Origin of the sequence: Actinomadura macrotermitis (assembly GCF_009604375.1) — a bacterium.
In the GTDB taxonomy this organism is placed as follows: domain Bacteria; phylum Actinomycetota; class Actinomycetes; order Streptosporangiales; family Streptosporangiaceae; genus Spirillospora; species Spirillospora macrotermitis.
Genome location: NZ_WEGH01000004.1, coordinates 541,478 through 557,052, shown reverse-complemented (window position 1 = coordinate 557,052; position 15,575 = coordinate 541,478). Strand labels below are relative to the sequence as shown.

Annotated in this window: 22 protein-coding genes; 11 read left to right on the top strand and 11 right to left on the bottom strand. The window is 73.8% G+C overall.

Going from position 1 to position 15,575, the window contains the following annotated elements; genetic code table 11:
* Window positions 1-10: 10 nt before the first annotated feature.
* From ACRB68_RS31180 to ACRB68_RS31150, 8 genes are read right to left on the bottom strand one after another with little or no spacing between them, the layout of a single operon-like run.
* Window positions 11-655 (bottom strand): YidC/Oxa1 family membrane protein insertase, encoded by a 645-nt coding sequence (locus ACRB68_RS31180; protein ID WP_153539395.1) that lies wholly within the window; start codon window positions 653-655, stop codon window positions 11-13.
* Window positions 656-692: 37 nt separating this feature from the next.
* Window positions 693-956: a DUF6412 domain-containing protein gene (locus ACRB68_RS31175; protein ID WP_153538790.1), complete on the bottom strand. Its 264-nt coding sequence runs from the start codon at window positions 954-956 to the stop codon at window positions 693-695.
* Window positions 957-984: 28 nt separating this feature from the next.
* Window positions 985-1,539 carry a hypothetical protein gene (locus tag ACRB68_RS31170; RefSeq protein WP_153538788.1) on the bottom strand — a complete coding sequence of 185 codons (555 nt, stop codon included), beginning with the start codon at window positions 1,537-1,539 and terminating at the stop codon, window positions 985-987.
* An 18-nt stretch (window positions 1,540-1,557) separates the two neighbouring features.
* Window positions 1,558-1,725: a hypothetical protein gene (locus ACRB68_RS40345; RefSeq protein WP_194293523.1), complete on the bottom strand. Its 168-nt coding sequence runs from the start codon at window positions 1,723-1,725 to the stop codon at window positions 1,558-1,560.
* A complete protein-coding gene (locus ACRB68_RS31165) occupies window positions 1,713-2,264 on the bottom strand; it encodes a hypothetical protein (RefSeq protein WP_153538786.1) in 552 nt (183 codons plus the stop codon). The genes ACRB68_RS40345 and ACRB68_RS31165 overlap by 13 nt, the downstream gene beginning before the upstream one ends.
* Window positions 2,261-2,725 carry a hypothetical protein gene (locus ACRB68_RS31160; RefSeq protein ID WP_153538784.1) on the bottom strand — a complete coding sequence of 155 codons (465 nt, stop codon included), beginning with the start codon at window positions 2,723-2,725 and terminating at the stop codon, window positions 2,261-2,263. Before ACRB68_RS31160 ends, ACRB68_RS31165 begins: the two co-directional genes overlap by 4 nt.
* Complete coding sequence (locus tag ACRB68_RS31155) at window positions 2,722-3,237, bottom strand: MauE/DoxX family redox-associated membrane protein (RefSeq protein WP_153538783.1); 516 nt, start codon at window positions 3,235-3,237, stop codon at window positions 2,722-2,724. The genes ACRB68_RS31160 and ACRB68_RS31155 overlap by 4 nt, the downstream gene beginning before the upstream one ends.
* Window positions 3,234-3,926, bottom strand: a complete 693-nt coding sequence (locus ACRB68_RS31150) for a hypothetical protein (protein WP_153538781.1) — start codon at window positions 3,924-3,926, stop codon at window positions 3,234-3,236. The genes ACRB68_RS31155 and ACRB68_RS31150 overlap by 4 nt, the downstream gene beginning before the upstream one ends.
* Before the next feature lie 108 nt (window positions 3,927-4,034).
* Here ACRB68_RS31150 and ACRB68_RS31145 point away from each other — a divergent pair, with 108 nt between their 5' ends.
* Genes ACRB68_RS31145 through ACRB68_RS31135 form a run of 3 tightly spaced genes read left to right on the top strand, consistent with a single transcriptional unit; the run spans window position 4,035 to window position 5,889 of the window.
* The gene (locus tag ACRB68_RS31145; RefSeq protein WP_328595003.1) at window positions 4,035-4,580 is read left to right on the top strand and encodes a PaaI family thioesterase; all 546 of its coding nucleotides are present in this window, start codon (window positions 4,035-4,037) and stop codon (window positions 4,578-4,580) included.
* A 10-nt stretch (window positions 4,581-4,590) separates the two neighbouring features.
* Complete coding sequence (dut, locus tag ACRB68_RS31140) at window positions 4,591-5,067, top strand: dUTP diphosphatase (RefSeq protein ID WP_328595002.1); 477 nt, start codon at window positions 4,591-4,593, stop codon at window positions 5,065-5,067.
* A 3-nt stretch (window positions 5,068-5,070) separates the two neighbouring features.
* Window positions 5,071-5,889, top strand: coding sequence for a DUF3710 domain-containing protein (locus ACRB68_RS31135; protein ID WP_328595001.1), 819 nt, complete (start codon window positions 5,071-5,073; stop codon window positions 5,887-5,889).
* Window positions 5,890-5,955: 66 nt separating this feature from the next.
* On the opposite strand, the gene ACRB68_RS31130 is transcribed toward ACRB68_RS31135, so the two are convergent.
* Both ACRB68_RS31130 and ACRB68_RS31125 read right to left on the bottom strand, forming a co-directional pair.
* Window positions 5,956-6,504 carry a hypothetical protein gene (locus ACRB68_RS31130; RefSeq protein ID WP_153538779.1) on the bottom strand — a complete coding sequence of 183 codons (549 nt, stop codon included), beginning with the start codon at window positions 6,502-6,504 and terminating at the stop codon, window positions 5,956-5,958.
* A gap of 343 nt (window positions 6,505-6,847) precedes the next feature.
* Window positions 6,848-7,549 (bottom strand): PIG-L deacetylase family protein, encoded by a 702-nt coding sequence (locus tag ACRB68_RS31125; RefSeq protein ID WP_235960423.1) that lies wholly within the window; start codon window positions 7,547-7,549, stop codon window positions 6,848-6,850.
* A 135-nt stretch (window positions 7,550-7,684) separates the two neighbouring features.
* Here ACRB68_RS31125 and ACRB68_RS31120 point away from each other — a divergent pair, with 135 nt between their 5' ends.
* From ACRB68_RS31120 to ACRB68_RS31090, 7 genes are all read left to right on the top strand, one after another.
* On the top strand, window positions 7,685-8,482 hold the full coding sequence (locus ACRB68_RS31120) for an SAM-dependent methyltransferase (RefSeq protein ID WP_153538775.1): 798 nt from the start codon (window positions 7,685-7,687) through the stop codon (window positions 8,480-8,482).
* A gap of 154 nt (window positions 8,483-8,636) precedes the next feature.
* Window positions 8,637-9,461, top strand: a complete 825-nt coding sequence (locus ACRB68_RS31115; RefSeq protein ID WP_328595000.1) for an STAS domain-containing protein — start codon at window positions 8,637-8,639, stop codon at window positions 9,459-9,461.
* Window positions 9,461-9,847, top strand: coding sequence for an STAS domain-containing protein (locus ACRB68_RS31110; RefSeq protein WP_194293522.1), 387 nt, complete (start codon window positions 9,461-9,463; stop codon window positions 9,845-9,847). Before ACRB68_RS31115 ends, ACRB68_RS31110 begins: the two co-directional genes overlap by 1 nt.
* A 53-nt stretch (window positions 9,848-9,900) precedes the next feature.
* A complete protein-coding gene (locus ACRB68_RS31105; protein ID WP_153539389.1) occupies window positions 9,901-10,254 on the top strand; it encodes an anti-sigma regulatory factor in 354 nt (117 codons plus the stop codon).
* Window positions 10,242-11,300 carry an ATP-binding SpoIIE family protein phosphatase gene (locus ACRB68_RS31100; protein ID WP_328594999.1) on the top strand — a complete coding sequence of 353 codons (1,059 nt, stop codon included), beginning with the start codon at window positions 10,242-10,244 and terminating at the stop codon, window positions 11,298-11,300. The genes ACRB68_RS31105 and ACRB68_RS31100 overlap by 13 nt, the downstream gene beginning before the upstream one ends.
* A 5-nt stretch (window positions 11,301-11,305) precedes the next feature.
* Window positions 11,306-13,009 carry an ATP-binding protein gene (locus ACRB68_RS31095; RefSeq protein ID WP_153538773.1) on the top strand — a complete coding sequence of 568 codons (1,704 nt, stop codon included), beginning with the start codon at window positions 11,306-11,308 and terminating at the stop codon, window positions 13,007-13,009.
* Window positions 13,006-14,586 (top strand): fused response regulator/phosphatase, encoded by a 1,581-nt coding sequence (locus ACRB68_RS31090; RefSeq protein WP_153538771.1) that lies wholly within the window; start codon window positions 13,006-13,008, stop codon window positions 14,584-14,586. Before ACRB68_RS31095 ends, ACRB68_RS31090 begins: the two co-directional genes overlap by 4 nt.
* On the opposite strand, the gene ACRB68_RS31085 is transcribed toward ACRB68_RS31090, so the two are convergent.
* A complete protein-coding gene (locus tag ACRB68_RS31085; protein ID WP_153538769.1) occupies window positions 14,583-15,095 on the bottom strand; it encodes a sigma-70 family RNA polymerase sigma factor in 513 nt (170 codons plus the stop codon). The genes ACRB68_RS31090 and ACRB68_RS31085 overlap by 4 nt on opposite strands.
* A 110-nt stretch (window positions 15,096-15,205) precedes the next feature.
* Here ACRB68_RS31085 and ACRB68_RS31080 point away from each other — a divergent pair, with 110 nt between their 5' ends.
* Entirely contained in the window at window positions 15,206-15,556 is a 351-nt protein-coding gene (locus ACRB68_RS31080; RefSeq protein WP_153538767.1) for an SdpI family protein, read from the top strand.
* Window positions 15,557-15,575: the final 19 nt, after the last annotated feature.

Sequence of the window (15,575 nt, the reverse complement as noted above, 5' to 3'; positions counted from 1 at the left end):
GGGCTCAAGGTCAAGCGAATCGGCGCTGCAGAACGGTCCGCTCGGCGGCCGTCCACGCTCCGCTCGTCAGCAGGTACACCCCGGCGGCGAGCGGCATGAACATCGCCATCACGATCGTCCCGTACGGCAGCAGCCGCAGTAGCCCGGTCGCCCGCCGCGACGTCCACCACGCGACGGCCGCCAGAAGCGCGAACAGGCCGAGGAACACCAGGGACGGCGGCGAGAGCAGGCCCACGCCGAGCCAGTTCTGCCCGAGCGGCGTCGCCAGCAGGGTGTGCGCCAGCAGCAGGTTCTGGTGCCCGGCGACGGTCGCGGACGCGAACAGCCGGTACATGACCATGAAGAACGGCATCTGCAGGAGCCCGGGCAGGAAGCCCCGCAGGAGCGAGGACCCCTGGGCCCGGTAGAGCGCGGCCGTTTCGCGCTGGAGCCGCGCCGGGTCCTTGGCGTGCTTCTTCTGCAGCTCCTGAAGCTGCGGCAGGAGCTCGGCCATACGGCGCTGCCCGCGGATCTGCGGCACCGCGAGCGGCGTCAGCAGCAGCCGCACCAGCATGGTGAACAGGACGATCGCGACGGTGGCGGCCAGGCCGCCGGCCACCGGCTGCAGTAGTCCGGCGAGGCCGGAGACGAGGTCGTGGGCAAGGGAGACGGGCATGTCGAACACGTGGAAGGTCCTTCCGGAGAGAGAGGGATCAGACGGCGCTGATCTTCACTCCGGGTGCCCTGGGGCGCGGACGGCCCGCCGCGTCGGGGTCGCGCTGCGGCAGGAACGCCGTGCGCAGGGTGCGTTCGCGCAGTGTCGTGCGCAGCCGGGCGAGGACCGCCGGCGGTTCGCGCCGCGCCACCGCGTGCGCCGCCGCCAGCACCAGCAGGCCCGCGACGGTCAGCGCGGCGAGCGTCAGCACGACGTGGTCGCCGGACAGCAGGCCGATCAGCGTGGCGAAGATCAGCGGCATGTCCGGCCCCTCCCTCGGGTGAACCCGATCATATCGCCCAGAGGGCCAGGGCGAGGAAGACCGCAAGGGCGGTGAGGCGTTTGATCCAGGGCATCCGGACGGCGATCCGGGCGTCCCGGTCCGGGTCGCGCGACCACCACGTCAGCGCGGCGCTGAGCGCCCGGCCCGCGCCGAAGGCCGAACCCGCCGCGGCCGTCGCGAACGGCCCCTGGTGGCTCAGCAGCAGGCCGAGCGCCAGGACGTAGGGAGTGCTCGCCGACACGTACGTCCGGACGCCCGTCCCCAGTTCGAAGCCGAACTGCAGGGAACCCCGGCGCAGGCGCGTCTGCAGAACCTCTTGCGGAATCTGACGAGCGTTCTGCGGCAACGGGATGGACAGCAGCCCGAACTCGCGCGCAGCCCCCAGCGCGGCGACCGCGACGATCGCGAGCGCGCGCGCAGAAGACGGCAGCGGTTCGGCGAGCCCGGACAGCAGCCAGATCACCGTCGCGCTGAGGATGCCCCCGAGCAGCAGCCCGAGGGTGAAGACGGCCAGGACCTCGCCCTGCCGTATCGGGGCCCGCCAACCTGGCGAGAACAGCACGGATTCGCTGTTACGCGTTCAGACACTGCCCGAGAGCGCGAACCCGGCGAGCGCCCCCACCGACGCCCAGCAGAGGACCGTCGCGGAGAGCGCCGCCGCCGCGACCGCCAGCAGCGACAGGGCGGCGACCGGCAGCAGCGGCTCGGTGAGCCCCCGCCGCAGCCGCCCGGCGGTCAGTGCCGGCATGCCATCGACTTACGGCAGATGGTCTTGTACCAGCTGCCCCGGCTGGACTTCTTCCACCCGTCGTGGCAGCGCCAGGTGACCCCGCGCGCGCAGCCCCCGCAGGGGCGCGTGTACGCCCAGATCCACCCGTCGTAGCCGCCGCCGTAGCACTGGTTCGGGCGCAGCTTGTAGCGGCCCGGGTCCGAGACGCCCGACTTGTGGAAGCCCTTGTACTTGCCGCTCGTCCGGCAGCACACCGAGCACACCAGGCTCGGCCCGCAGCCGGGGGAGCAGTTGTGGTTGGCCGCGTAGGACGGGCAGCGCGGGTAGATGTCGTAGTATCCGGCCAGGCTGAACCCCGACTGGACGGCCTTGCGCGCCGGCGGGAAGACCCCGAGCGCGTTCAGCCCGACCGTCGCCCCGGCGCCGAGCAGCCCGGTCAGCACGCTGCGCCGCACCGGCCGGACCCGCGCCTCGCGGGCGGGCGCGCGGCGCCGGACCCGCTCGGCGGTGTGCGGCCGGGGCCCGCGCAGCGGCGGGACGTCCTCCAGTTCGATCATCGCGCTCCCTCCAGCTCCAGCAGCCCGCGCAGCGCGTCCGTGGAGCCGACCGGCTCGGACGCCCTGATCCGCCCGCCCTCGTCCACCACCACCGCGAACGGCGTGGCGGGCACCTTGTACTCGGTGAACAGGCCCTCGCCCTCGCCCGCCAGCACCGTGACGCCGGGCGGCAGACCGGTGGGCGCCGGGCCCGAGAAGATCGCCCGCAGCGGGCGGCCCAGGTCGCCCGCCGCGTCCAGCACCTCGCCGCACACCCCGCAGTCGCGGTCCAGGAACAGCAGCAGCCCGGGGCCGAGCCGGTCGAACGCCGGGGCCGCCGAACCGGGCGGCGGGCCGAGCTCGGCCTGCCGGGGTGCGCCCTGCGCCAGCGCGTGCACCTGCCGGACGAGGCCCGCCACCACCAGGGCGAGCAGCAGGATCGCCACCCATGACAGCAGCAGCGCACTGGTCTGGAAACTCATCCCGCCGTGGTCCTCTCGTAGCTCATGGCCTGCGGCAGTGTCCACAGCAGCACCGCGAACGCCAGACCGGCGACGACCGCGACCGCCCGCATCGGGGCCGGTCCGGCCAGGGCGCCCGCGAGGGCCAGTGCCGCCAGCGCGGCGGCGCGGGCCGCGACCCACCCGGTCATCGGCGTCCCGTCCCCGGCGCACCCGCACGGCACCCCGCTGCGGACACGCGACACGTATGCCGCGTACAGGGCGTATCCGGCCAGCAGGACGGCCCCCAGCCCCATCCCGAGGCGCAGCACCGCCCCCGCGCCGGAGACCAGCCCGGCGAGGACCGAGGCGCCCGCCGCCGCCTCCGCCGCGATCGCCAGCGCAGCGCCCGGGACTGTGAGCCCCGCAGGCAGCACCCGCTGAGCGCGCAGCGCCGCGGGCAGCGCGCCCGGCCGCCGCACCTGCCCGTACAGCGACGCCAGGAACACCAGCGGGACCGCCACCGCGGCGACGCCCGCCAGCAGCTCCCTCATCCGGCGACCGCCTCGACGGTGAGGCCCGCCAGCCGTGCGGGCGTCTCGCGCACCCGGTGCTCCTCGGGCAGGACGGTCACCAGCAGCGACCTCAGCGCCAGCAGGAAGTAGGGGCCCTGCCCCTCGACCTCGTCGCGGAACAGCTCACCGCCCGCGACCGACGCGCCGCGCCAGCCCGGCAGCCGCCGCCGGGTCTGCGCGGTCAGCGCGGTGATCTCCAGCAGGCCGAGCCCGGGGACCTCCTTGACCAGTTCGGCGGGGTCGGGGCGCAGCGCCCGGCCCTGCGGCGCGGCGGTGATCCCGTCGTCGTGCTCGGTCAGCCGGACGGTGCCGAAGAACGCCACGGCGTCGGCGGGACGCCCGTGGTAAAGGTGGGTGAACACCGCGTGACGGCGGCCCTCCCAGACGGCGGCCAGCACCGGGTCCGACACGCCGGTGTCGGGGTCGCGGGTGGCGGTGCGGCCGACGCGCAGCCGCCCGCCCTGCACCCGGAACTCCTGCTCGAAGCGCTGCACGCCGATGTCCTCGGCCCAGCCGAGGGCCCCCTCGCGGGTGCCGCTGGACATCTCGTGCAGCCTGCCGCCGACGGCGATCCGCGTCACCGAGGTCACGGGCCGCCCGAGGTCGTGCGAGCCGGCCAGCCGTACCCGCGTGCCGTCGAGGGAGCGGTGCACGACCTGTCGCCTCATCTGTGCCCTCCGGCCCTGGCGCACGTTCTGTGACTGGATCAACGCTACGTCGCCGGCTTCACCGCAGGGCCAAACCTGCCACAAGTGGACAGACGGTAATCTCGACGAGTGAATCGTTCCGCCCTGACCGTCCCGCCTCCCGGCACCCCGGAACCGCGGCCCCACCCCGACGCGCTGATCGGTGAGAAGCTCGGCCCGCACTACGCCAAGTGCTTCGGCTGCGGCCCCGACCACCCGACCGGCCTGCACCTGGAGGCCGTCAGCCACGACGGGCTGAGCGTCACCGCCGAGTTCACCGTCGGCGACGTGCACCAGGGCGCCCCCGGACTCGCGCACGGCGGCGTTTTGGCGACGGCCATGGACGAGGCGCTCGGTATGGTCGTCTGGCTGCTCCGCAAGCCCTATGTCACCGGCCGGCTGGAGACCGACTACCTGCGGCCGGTGCCGGTGGGCACGACCCTGCACATCACGACGCGCTGTACCGGGGTCGTCGGCCGCAAGGCCTACCTGGAGGCCGAGGCCCGGCTGGACGCGCCGGACGGCCCGGTGGCGGTGCGGGGCGCCGCGCTGTTCATCGAGGTGCCGGTCGCGCACTTCACCGAGCACGGCGACGGAGTCGGCGGCATGACCCCCGACCGCGAGGTCAATCCCTGAAGGTGGAGGCGTGGGCGACAAGGTCGACGTACTGATCAAACGGCTCGATCCGGGACTGCCGGTACCGGAGTACGCGCACGCGGGCGACGCGGGCGCGGACCTGGTCGCCGCCGTCGACGTGGAGCTGCCGCCGGGGGAGCGGGCGCTGGTGCCGACGGGCATCGCGATCGCCCTCCCGGACGGCTACGCGGCGTTCATTCACCCCAGGTCCGGTTTGGGCGCTAAGTTTGGGGTGACGATTGTCAACGCACCCGGTACGGTCGACGCCGGTTACCGGGGTGAGATCAAAGTGACCCTGCTGAACACCGACCCGCGCGACACCGTCCGGCTCAGCCGCGGCGACCGCATCGCACAGATGGTCGTGCAGCGGGTGGAGCGGGCGGTCTTCCACGAGGTCACCGAGCTTCCGGGATCCGCCCGTGGCGCCGATGGCTTCGGTTCCACCGGCGGCTATCGGGATATTGAGCACAGTCGAGAAGGAGCGTGAGTCGTGGCTTTTGGACGTCGCCGGCAGGCCGAGGAGCCGGGTAAGGATCCCGAGCAGACCGACGTGCAGGCAGAGACGGCCGACGAGGTCGACGAGGCTCCCGCGAAGGCGGCCCCCGCCGAGGGCGGCCCCTGGGACTCGGAGGAGTCCTACCCCGAGCTGCAGCGGCTGGACTTCGGGTCGGTGCAGGTCCCGGTCGCGCCGGGCCTTGGCTTCCAGGTGAACTTCGAGGCGACCGAGGTCGACGAGGAGGGCAACCCGCTGGACGGGCGCCCCGTCGCGATCCTGGTGCAGTACGCCGAGAGCGCCATGCAGCTGCAGGTGTTCGCCGCGCCGAAGCGCAGCGGCATCTGGGAGGACGTGCGGCGCGAGACCGCCAAGGACATCACCGAGGAGGCCGGCGGCCAGACCCAGGAGGGCGAGGGCCCGTTCGGCCCCGAACTGCTGGCGATGGTGCCGGCCGCGCTGACCGAAGAGGTCCTCGCGGAGATGCCCGAGGAGGTCAAGGAGCAGATCCCGGCCGAGTTCGTCGAGCAGGGCTGGGCGCCGCAGATCATCCGCTTCATCGGCGTGGACGGCCCCCGCTGGTTCCTGCAGGCCGTGGTGCAGGGCGCCGCGATCGAGGACGAGGAGCAGTGGCAGGTCCTGGAGGACGTGTTCCGCGGCATCGTCGTCGTGCGCGGTGACGCCCCGATGCCGCCGCGCGACCTGCTCCCGCTGGAGATCCCCAAGGAGTTCAGCGAGGCCGGCGAGGGGGAAGAGGAGAACGCGCAGACGTTCGACCCTTTTGAGCGCGGCCCGGAGATCACCGAGGTCCGCTGATCCCGGCATGGGAAGACCCCGCCACGGCAGCGCCGTGGCGGGGTCTTCGTCATCGCGGGGGAACCGTCAGCCGCCGTACCAGTAGTGGTAGCGGCCGTCGAAGGCGCCCATGATGGTGATCCACGGCCGGTAGGTCCGGCGGTTGCCGGTGTAGTAGAACCGGCCCTCCACCTCGCTCGTGACCGAGCTCCACGTGCCGGTGTGGGTCGCGCGCTTCTTGTTCCAGCCGCGCCACTTCCAGACACGCTTGCTGTAGGTGTAGGCGCTGAAGTTCGCCCGGTACGAGACGACGTGCAGGCCGTCGTAGCACCAGGTGAGGCGGTTCTTGACGTTGATCAGCCAGCGCCCGTGCCGGGACTTCTTGCGGCCCTGGGTGCGCTCGTACCAGCGGCACACCGTGGCCCGCCGGATGGCCGCGGTCTCCTTGGCGCTGTAGGGCCGGCCTTCGCGCTCGGCCTGGGCGAGGACGGACCTCTTCGCGATCGTGCCCTGCTGCTCGGTGACGGCCGCGACGCCGGGACCGGGGGCCGGTGCGGCGACGGCGGGGGCGGCCGTCGTGGTGAGCCCTGCGATCAGGGCTCCGGATGTGATCGCCACAGCGGCGAATCTGCGCATGCGTTTCTCCTGGCTCGGGGTCGAACAAACACCCTTGCCCGACAGACAATAACGTCTGTTTGAATGGCCGGTGACGCTGGGGCGTCAGGGGGATGGCGGGAGATCGTGGATCATGGTGCCGGAGTGGCGCAGGGGGTGCGCCCGGTGCGTCCCCGTCCGGAACCGGCTGGTTCCGAGGGTTGCCAGGACGGCCGTGCCGAGGGTCAATCAGGGCATGTCGAAGAAGACCCGCAAACGCCGTTCCCGCAAGCGCGGCAAGGCGAACAAGGGCAAGCGGCCGAACGCCAGGCACTGACCTCCGGCCGCTCTCCCGGAGAACCCCGCCGGTCCTCGACGGGCCCGGTCAGCTCTCGATGAGCTCGAACGGCATCGCGTGGGTGACGCCGACGGTGCGTCCGAGCGGCTCGACGATGCCGGTCAGGAACGCCTCGGGGTCGAAGTCCGCGCCGAGGTTGTCGAAGTAGACCCGGTGCGCGCGCAGCGAGGCGACGCCGGCGTCCAGATGCCCGGTGACGTCCACGTAGTGCGTGGGCTGCGGCGACCCGCCGAGCAGCACGAACCGCACGCCCTGCCACGGCTCCAGGCCGAGGTCGCGGAACACCCAGCGGTTGGCGGCGTCGCGGACGGCGTCCACCGCCGCCAGGCCGAGCGCCCGGTGGTCGGCCATGTTGAAGGCCCCGCCGGGGAAGGTCTCGCGGAAGTTCACCGAGAGGACCACCTCGGGCCGGTGCCGCCGGATCACCGCGGCGAGCGCGCGGCGCAGCGGCAGCCCGTACTCCAGCACGCCGTCGGGCAGGTCCAGGAACTCCACGGTGTCCACGCCGACCCGGCGGGCCGCCTCGATCTGCTCCTCGGTGCGGATGCGGGCGACCTCCTCGGGGTCCATCGAGTCGATGCCGGCCTCGCCGCGGGTGGCCAGCACCTCCACGACCGACCTGCCCTGCGCGGTCCACTTGGCGATCGCCGTCGAGCAGCCGTACTCGAGGTCGTCGGGATGCGCCACGATCGCCAGCGCCCGCTGCCAGTCCTCCGCCACCGGTTCCATGGCCCCATTCTGGCCCATCCGTAACCGGCCGATGGACGGGGGCCTTTCCCCTTCGCCCACAAAAGACGGCGGCCGCGTCTATATGATCTCCTCGTTCCGCCAGGACCGCCCACGCCGGCCGATTCGGAGACCCGCATGCCCGGAGAACAGGCACCGCAGGAGATCGACCTCAGCCGGCCGAGCGTCGCACGGGTCTACGACGCCGCCCTCGGCGGCAAGGACAACTTCGAGATCGACCGCGTCGCGCTCACCCGGCTGCAGGAGGGGATGCCGGAGATCCTGAGCGCGGCCCGCGTCAACCGGGACACCCTCGGCCGGGGCGCCCGCGTCATGGCCGGGCTCGGCGTCCGCCAGTTCCTGGACCTCGGCGCCGGCCTGCCGTCGGCGGAGAACACCCACCAGGCCGTGCGGGACGTCGCGCCGGACGCGCACGTGGTCTACGTCGACAAGGACCCGATCGTGCTCGCGCACGGCCGGGCCCTGCTGGCCGAGGACGACCGCACCGCCGTGATCACCGCCGACCTGCGCGACCCGGCGGCCGTGCTCGGCCACCCCGACGTCGCCCGCCTGATCGACTTCGCCGAGCCCGTCGGCGTCATGCTGGTGGCGATCCTGCACCACCTGCACGACGACGAGGACCCCAAGGGGATTCTGGACGCCTACATGGACGCCGTCCCGTCCGGCAGCCTGGTGTTCGTCACGCACTTCTGCGACTTCGGGCCGGTGGCCAAGGAGCTGCAGGAGCGGTTCCTGCGGCTGCTCGGCACGGGCCGGTTCCGCACCGAGCGGGAGATCGCCGCCTTCTTCGACGGCTACGAGCTGCTGGACCCGGGCGTCGTGCCGAACCCGTACTGGCGCCCCGAGGGACCCGTCCCGGACGAGCTGTCGGTCGCCGAGCGGCTCCACTACACCGGCCTCGCCCGCAAGCGCTAGGCGGCACCGGCGGAGTCCCCGCCGGGCCGGCCGCACGGACTGCGGCCGCTGATCCGAGCATCACTCATATCGGCCTGTACCCTCCTTAACAACAGCGTTGCATGCATGTGCATACGTGAAATCCTGCTGACGGGAGCGGTCGTTGAGTGGTGGCGTGGAGAAGGCCCATCTTCCGGAGCTGTTGCGCTCCCGGCGGGACGCCGTGCTCGGGCGCTGGGTGGCGCTGGCCGCCGAGGGGGTGCGCGGCCGGATCACCGAGCGGGAGCTGAGGGCCGAGCTGACCGAGCTGTACGACCTGATCGAGCGGACGGTCGGCGAGGAGGCCGGCGGGGCCGGCGCGGAGCTGCGGGCGGCGCTGGGTGAGATCTCGCGCAACCGGGCCCGGCAGGGGTTCAGCCCGAGCGAGACCGCGCTCAGCGTGTTCGCGCTCAAGCAGGCGGTCCTGGAGCAGGTCGGGGCCACCGGCGACGTGGACGCCTACAGCGAGTTCATCGGCTTCTCCTCCCGGGTCGACGATCTCGGCCTGGTGACCTTCGAGACCTACTCCGCCGCGCGCGAGCAGATCATCGCCGACCAGATGGAGCAGCTGCTGGAGCTGTCCACGCCGGTGGTGAAGCTGTGGGACGGCATCCTCGGCGTGCCGCTGGTCGGCACGCTGGACTCGGCCCGCACGCAGGTGGTGATGGAGACGCTGCTGGAGCGGCTGGTGGAGACCGGCTCGCAGTTCGCGGTGATCGACATCACCGGCGTGCCGGCGGTGGACACCGAGGTCGCCCAGCACCTGCTGAAGACGGTGATGGCGGCCCGGCTGATGGGCACCGACTGCGTCATCTCCGGCATCCGGCCGCAGATCGCCCAGACGATCGTGGCGCTCGGGATCGAGTTCGGCGACATCGAGACGAAGGCGACCCTGGCCGACGCGCTGGCCTACGCGCTGGGGCGCAGCGGCATCCGCCTGTCCGAGGGGGCGGGCGCCTGATGGAGCGGGTGCCGATTCTGAAGATCGGTGAGGTCCTGCTGGTGTCGATCCAGATCGACCTGCAGGACCAGACCGTGCTCGCGCTGCAGGAGGACCTGGCCGACCGCATCGTCAAGACGGGCGCCCGCGGTGTGATCATCGACATCACCGCGGTGGACATCGTCGACTCCTTCATCGGCCGGATGTTCGCCACCATCGCCTCGATGTCGCGGCTGATGGACGCCGAGACCGTGGTGGTGGGGATGCGCCCGGCGGTGGCGATCACGCTGGTGGAGCTCGGGCTGTCGCTCGGCGGCGTGCGCACCGCGCTGGACCTGGAGAAGGGGATGCGGCTGCTCGGCGCGCCGCTGCCCGGCGCCCGGCCGGGCGCCGTGGGCACCCGGTGACCGGCCCGCCGGAGGGGGCCGTCCCGATCGCCTCCAGCGAGGACGTGGTCCGGATGCGGCAGGCGGTGCGGGCCGCCGCGGCGGCCGCCGGGATGTCGCTGGTGGACCAGACCAAGATCGTCACCGCGGCCAGCGAGCTGGCCCGCAACACCCTGGTGCACGGCGGGGGCGGCACCGGCCGGGTGGAGTCCGTCGTCAACGCGCGGGGACGGGCGGGCGTGCGGCTGGTGTTCAGCGACACCGGGCCCGGGATCGCCGACGTGGAGCAGGCGTTGGTCGAGGGGTGGACGAGCGGGAGCGGCATGGGCCTCGGCCTGCCCGGCGCGCGGCGCCTGGCCGACGAGTTCGCACTGGAGACCGAGGTCGGGAGGGGCACCACGGTGACGGTGACCAAGTGGACCCGCTGACCGGCGCCGGCTGGACGAGCGGCTCCCTGGACGGCGACGCGGAGTGGGTCCGGGTCGAGGAGCAGAGCGCGGTCGCCGGGGTGCGGCGCCGCGCGACCCGGCTGGCGGAGCAGCTGGGCTTCGCGCCGGCGCGCGTGGGGCCGGTGCAGCTCGCGGTGACGGAGGCGGCCACCAACCTGATCAAGTACGCCGAGCGGGGCGAGATGCTGCTGCGGACGGTCCGGATCGGCGGGGACGCCGTGCTGGAGGCCGTCTGCATCGACCGGGGGCCCGGCATCGCCGACGTGCCCGGCGCCCGGCTGGACGGCTACTCCTCCAGCGGCACCCTCGGGATCGGGCTCGGGGCCATCGAGCGGCTCGCCGACCGCAGCGGGCTGCACTCGCTGCCGGGGGTCGGCACCGTGCTGTTCGCGCGGTTCGCCGACCCCGCCGGCCGGGCGACGGTTCCGGCGCTGCTCGATCCGCCGTTCGCCGGGCTGACCCGGCCGATCGAGGGGGAGCAGGAGTGCGGCGACGCCTATATCGCGCGCCTGCACGAGGGGACGGTCTACGCGATGCTGTGCGACGGCCTCGGCCACGGGCCGCTGGCGGCCCGCGCGGCGCGCGAGGCGATCCAGGTGCTGCGGGAGGCCGCGCTGCCGGCCCGTCCCGCCGACCTCCTGCGGCAGGTGCACCGGCGGCTCGGCTCGACCAGGGGCGGCGCCGTCGCGGTGGCCGCGATCGACCCGGCGGCGGGCGCGGTACGGTTCGCCGGGCTCGGCAACGTCGCCGGCTGGATCGTCGGGGCCGACCGCCGGCACGGCATGATCTCGGTGCCCGGGATCGCCGGGGCGCAGGGCAGGACGGTGCGCGAGCACGCCTACGACCTGCCCCGGGGCGCGGCCGTGGTGCTGCACTCGGACGGGGTGACCGACAAGTGGGCCGCCGCCGGGCGGCCCGGCCTCGGCCGCGACCCGCTGCTGATCGCCGCCGACCTGCTGCGCGACGCCGGGGTGCGCCACGACGACCGCTGCGTCCTCGTCGTGACGACGTCGGGCCGGGCGTGAGCCCGATGCCCGAACAGCTGCTGCGCTTCCAGATCGCCGACGAGGAGGGCGTGTTCGCCGTCCGCCGGACCGGGCGCCAGGTGGCCGCCGCGGCCGGCCTGGACGCCCAGGACCAGGTCCGCGTCGCCACGGCGCTCAGCGAGGTCGGCCGGGAGCTGTTCGCCTGCTCCGGCGAGGTCTCGGTGGCCTTCCAGCTCGAACCGGCCCCGGCGCCGGCGCTGGTGGTCGAGCTCGCCTTCACACCGCCGGCCGGCGCGGACCGCCTCGTGGAGAGCAAGGCCGCCGCCGCGCGGCTGATGGACGCGGTCGAGGAGACGGGCGGGGCCGCCCGGCGGGCCGTCCGGCTTCGCAAGAACCTGCCCGCCGGCACCCCCCGGCCGAGCGGCCCGGAGCTGGAGGCGCTGCGCGTGCGGCTGCGGCGGCTGCGGCCGGTGACCGCCCTGGAGGAGCTGCGGACGCAGAACGCCGACCTGGTGCAGGCCCTGGGAGACCTCCGGCGGCAGAGCGAGGAGCTGCGGTCCCTCAACAGCGAGCTGGAGGAGACCAACCAGGGCGTGGTGGCGCTGTACAACGAGCTGTCCACCGAGCTGGAGGAGACCAACCGCGGCGTGGTGGCCCTGTACGCCGAGCTGGAGGAGAAGTCCGACCAGCTCCGGGAGGCGGGCACGGCCAAGAACCGCTTCTGGGCGAGCATCAGCCACGAGCTGCGCACCCCCGTCAACGGCGTCATCGGCCTCAGCCGGCTGCTGCTGGACCCCGCCGCCGACCCCCTCACCGGGGAGCAGCGGCACCAGATCACACTGATCGGCGACGCCGGCCAGACCCTGCTGTCGCTGGTGAACGAGCTGCTGGACATGGCCAAGGCCGAACAGGGCGGGCTCGCCCCGCACCGGGCCCCGGTGGAGGTGGCGCCGCTGCTGCGGCAGCTGTCGGAGCTGCTCGCGCCCATGGCGCAGCAGGCCGGGGTGGACCTGCGGGTGGACGCCGCCGGCGCCCCGGACGACGGCGTGGTGGTCACCGACGAGCTGATGCTGTCGCGCGTCCTGCGCAACCTGCTGAGCAACGGGATCAGGTTCACCGACGAGGGCGAGGTGCGGCTGACCGTGCGGTCGGGTCCCGACCACCTGGACTTCGTCGTCGCCGACACCGGCATCGGGATCCCGGTCCACGAGCAGGAACGGGTCTTCGAGGAGTTCTACCAGGTGCCGGGCGGCAAACCCGGCGGGACGGGGCTCGGCCTGACCTACTCCCGCCGGCTGGCCCGCGCGCTCGGCGGGGACCTGCTGCTCGACAGCGAGGCCGGCGCCGGCACCACGGTGACCCTGCGGCTGCCCCCGCACCGCGCCCTGGCCGACCTCGGCATCGCCCACGCCCTGATCGCGGGCGGCGACGACACGGTCCGGGAGGTGCTGCGCCGCATGCTCGGCGAGGCCGCCGGACGCGTCAGCGAGGCCGCCGACGCCCGGGAGGCCCGGTCGCTGGCCGCCGCAGACCCGCCCGACCTGGTGCTGCTCGGCGGCCTGGCCGGCACCGGCGTCCGCGACGTCCTGCGCGCCCTGGCGCCGGACGCCGCCGTGGTGCTGATCGCCTCGGCCGGCGCGGTGGACGACGCCGCGCGGGCCCGCGCCGGCGCGCTGCTGGAGCCCGGACGGCTCGCGCCGGCGCTGCTCGCCGACGCGGTCGCGCGGGCGGTGGCCGAGGCGCGATGAACGCCGTCCCGCCCCCGACGACGACGCTGGTCGTCGACGACAACGACACCAAGCGGTACATCATCGGCAGCTGGCTGCGCCGCGCGGGCCACACCGTCGTGGAGGCCGCCTCGGCCGCGCAGGCGTGGGAACGCCTCGCCGAGCACGAGATCGAACTGGTGATCCTGGACATCCGGCTGCCCGACGCCGACGGGATGGAGGTCTGCGAGCAGATCAAGGCCGCGCCGGCCACGGCGTCGCTGCCGGTCATCCACATCTCCGCCACCGCCGTCGAGGTCTCCGACCGCACCAGCGGGCTGCGGCGCGGCGCCGACGCCTACATGACCGACCCGATCGACCCCGGCGAGTTCATCGCGACCACCGAGGCGGTGCTGCGCTACTACCAGGCCCGGCGCCGCGCCGAGCGGATGGCCGCGCGGATGGCCGCCTTCACCCGCACCTCGCTGGCCGTCAACGCCGCCGGCACCTTCGACGAGCTCGCGGCGGTCGCGGCGCACGGGGCGCTGGAGATCTTCGGGGTGCCCGCCGCGGTGTACATCCTGCCGCCCGACGGCCGGGCGCGGCGGACGACCGATCTCGGCGCGGGGCCCATCGGCCGCCCGTGCGTCCCGGAGGTGCCCGCCCGGCTGGCGCGGATGACCGGGCTCGACGAGCATTCGGGCACCCGCGTGCACCACATCGCGAACCGGCAGTGGCTGGAGCTGCTGCCCGACAGCCCCACCGCCGAGGACGTGCTGCTGGTCACCTCGCGGCTCAAGGGCGACCGGCCGCCGATCGGCGTCGCGATCGAGGGCCACCACGCCTTCGGCGAGGACGAGGTCAACCTGCTGCGCCAGCTCGGGCAGACGCTGGCCCTGGCGATGGAGGCGCTGCGCTCCTACACCGAGGAGCACCTGATCTCCCTGACCCTGCAGCGCAGCCTGCTCCCGGCCACCCACCCGGTCGTGCCCGGCTGGACGTTCGCCGTCCGCTACGAGCCGGCCAGCGACCAGGCCGAGGTCGGCGGCGACTTCTACGAGATCATCGAACGCGGCGACCATGTGCTCGTGGCCATCGGGGACGTGCAGGGGCACTCCCTGCACGCGGCCACCGTCATGGCCGAGCTGCGCCACGCGCTGCGCGCGTTCGCCTCCGAGGGCCACGACATCGACGCCATCCTCAGGCTGCTGAACGGCGTGATCCAGCTCTACCACGACGACCAGTCGGCCACGATGTGCCTGATGCGGCTCGATCCCCGCACCGGAGCCCTGCGAATGGCCAGCGGCGGGCATCTGCCGCCGCTGCACGTCGGCGGCGGGCGGTCGGAGTACCGCGGCGGCGGCGGGCTGCTGCTGGGCTTTCCCGCCGACCAGATCGCGCTGGAGGAGACCGTCGTGCCGCCCGGCGGCACCGTCGTCCTCATCACCGACGGCCTGATCGAGGACCGGGACGTCTCCCTCTCGGTCAACCTCGAACGCCTCCGCGTCATCGCCGCCGACGTCGACGACGACCTCGAACGCTACAGCGACCGCATCATCGCCGAGTTCGGGCATCGCGAGGACGACGTCGCCCTCGTCGTCATCCGCCGCGACCCCTAACCCCCGCGCGGTGCCGGGGCGCGGTGCCCGGGCGCGGTGAGCCGGACCGGCCCGGCAGCGGGCGCCGGGCCCCCTCGCAGGCGGCGGCGGGCACGGGCGGCGAACCGGCGCGCCGCGGCCGGAGTGCACCCGGCGACGGGAGCGACCTCCTCGAACGGCAGGCCGAACAGGTCGTGCAGGACGAACGCGAGCCGCTCGGCCGGCGGCAGCGCATCCAGCACCACCAGCAGAGCGAGGCCGACCGAGTCGGCGAGCAAAGCGTCCTGCCGGGTGTCGCCAGGGGCGGGCAGGGTTCCGCAGCGCGCGCGCAGCATGTCCAGGCAGACCCCTGCGACGACCGTGGTCAGCCAGGCGCGGAGGTTCGCCCCGCCGCCGCCGTCGAGCCGGCTCCACGCCTCCTGGACGGCCGCGTCGGCCTCACCTGCTGAACCGAGCATCTGGTAGGCGACCGCCCGCAGGTGGCCGCGGTGAGCCTCGAAGCACTCGGCCGGAAAGCGGCTCTCGTCCATCGGTCGCATCCCCTCGTCGCGGTCTTCACCGCCCTGACGGCCGGGCGGCCGCCGATGTGACGGGCTCCGCACGGGCGCATACTGGGAATGACGGCATCGGCAGGTGACAGATGATCGAGAACTTCGTGCAGGGCGGCATCCTGATCGGCGCGGGCGTCATCACCGCGGCGTTCGTGCACGCCGCCGCGACCGGCCGCCTGCGCCGCAACCGGTTCAGCGGGATCCGCACCCGCCGCAGCATGGCCGACGACGAGTCCTGGCGGCTGGTGCACCGGCGCGCCGAACCCTGGTTCCTGGCCGGCGCCCTGGTGATGGCGATCGCCGGCCTCGGGATCTGCACCGGCCCGGGGCCGGCCGTGCGGTTCGCGCTCACCATGGGCGGGGTCCTGGTCGGCGTCGGGCTGATGCTCGCCGGCTCGGCCCTCGGCCTCGCCGCGCTCGGCCGCCGCCCGCCCCGCTGACCCTCGGCGCGGTGCCGCC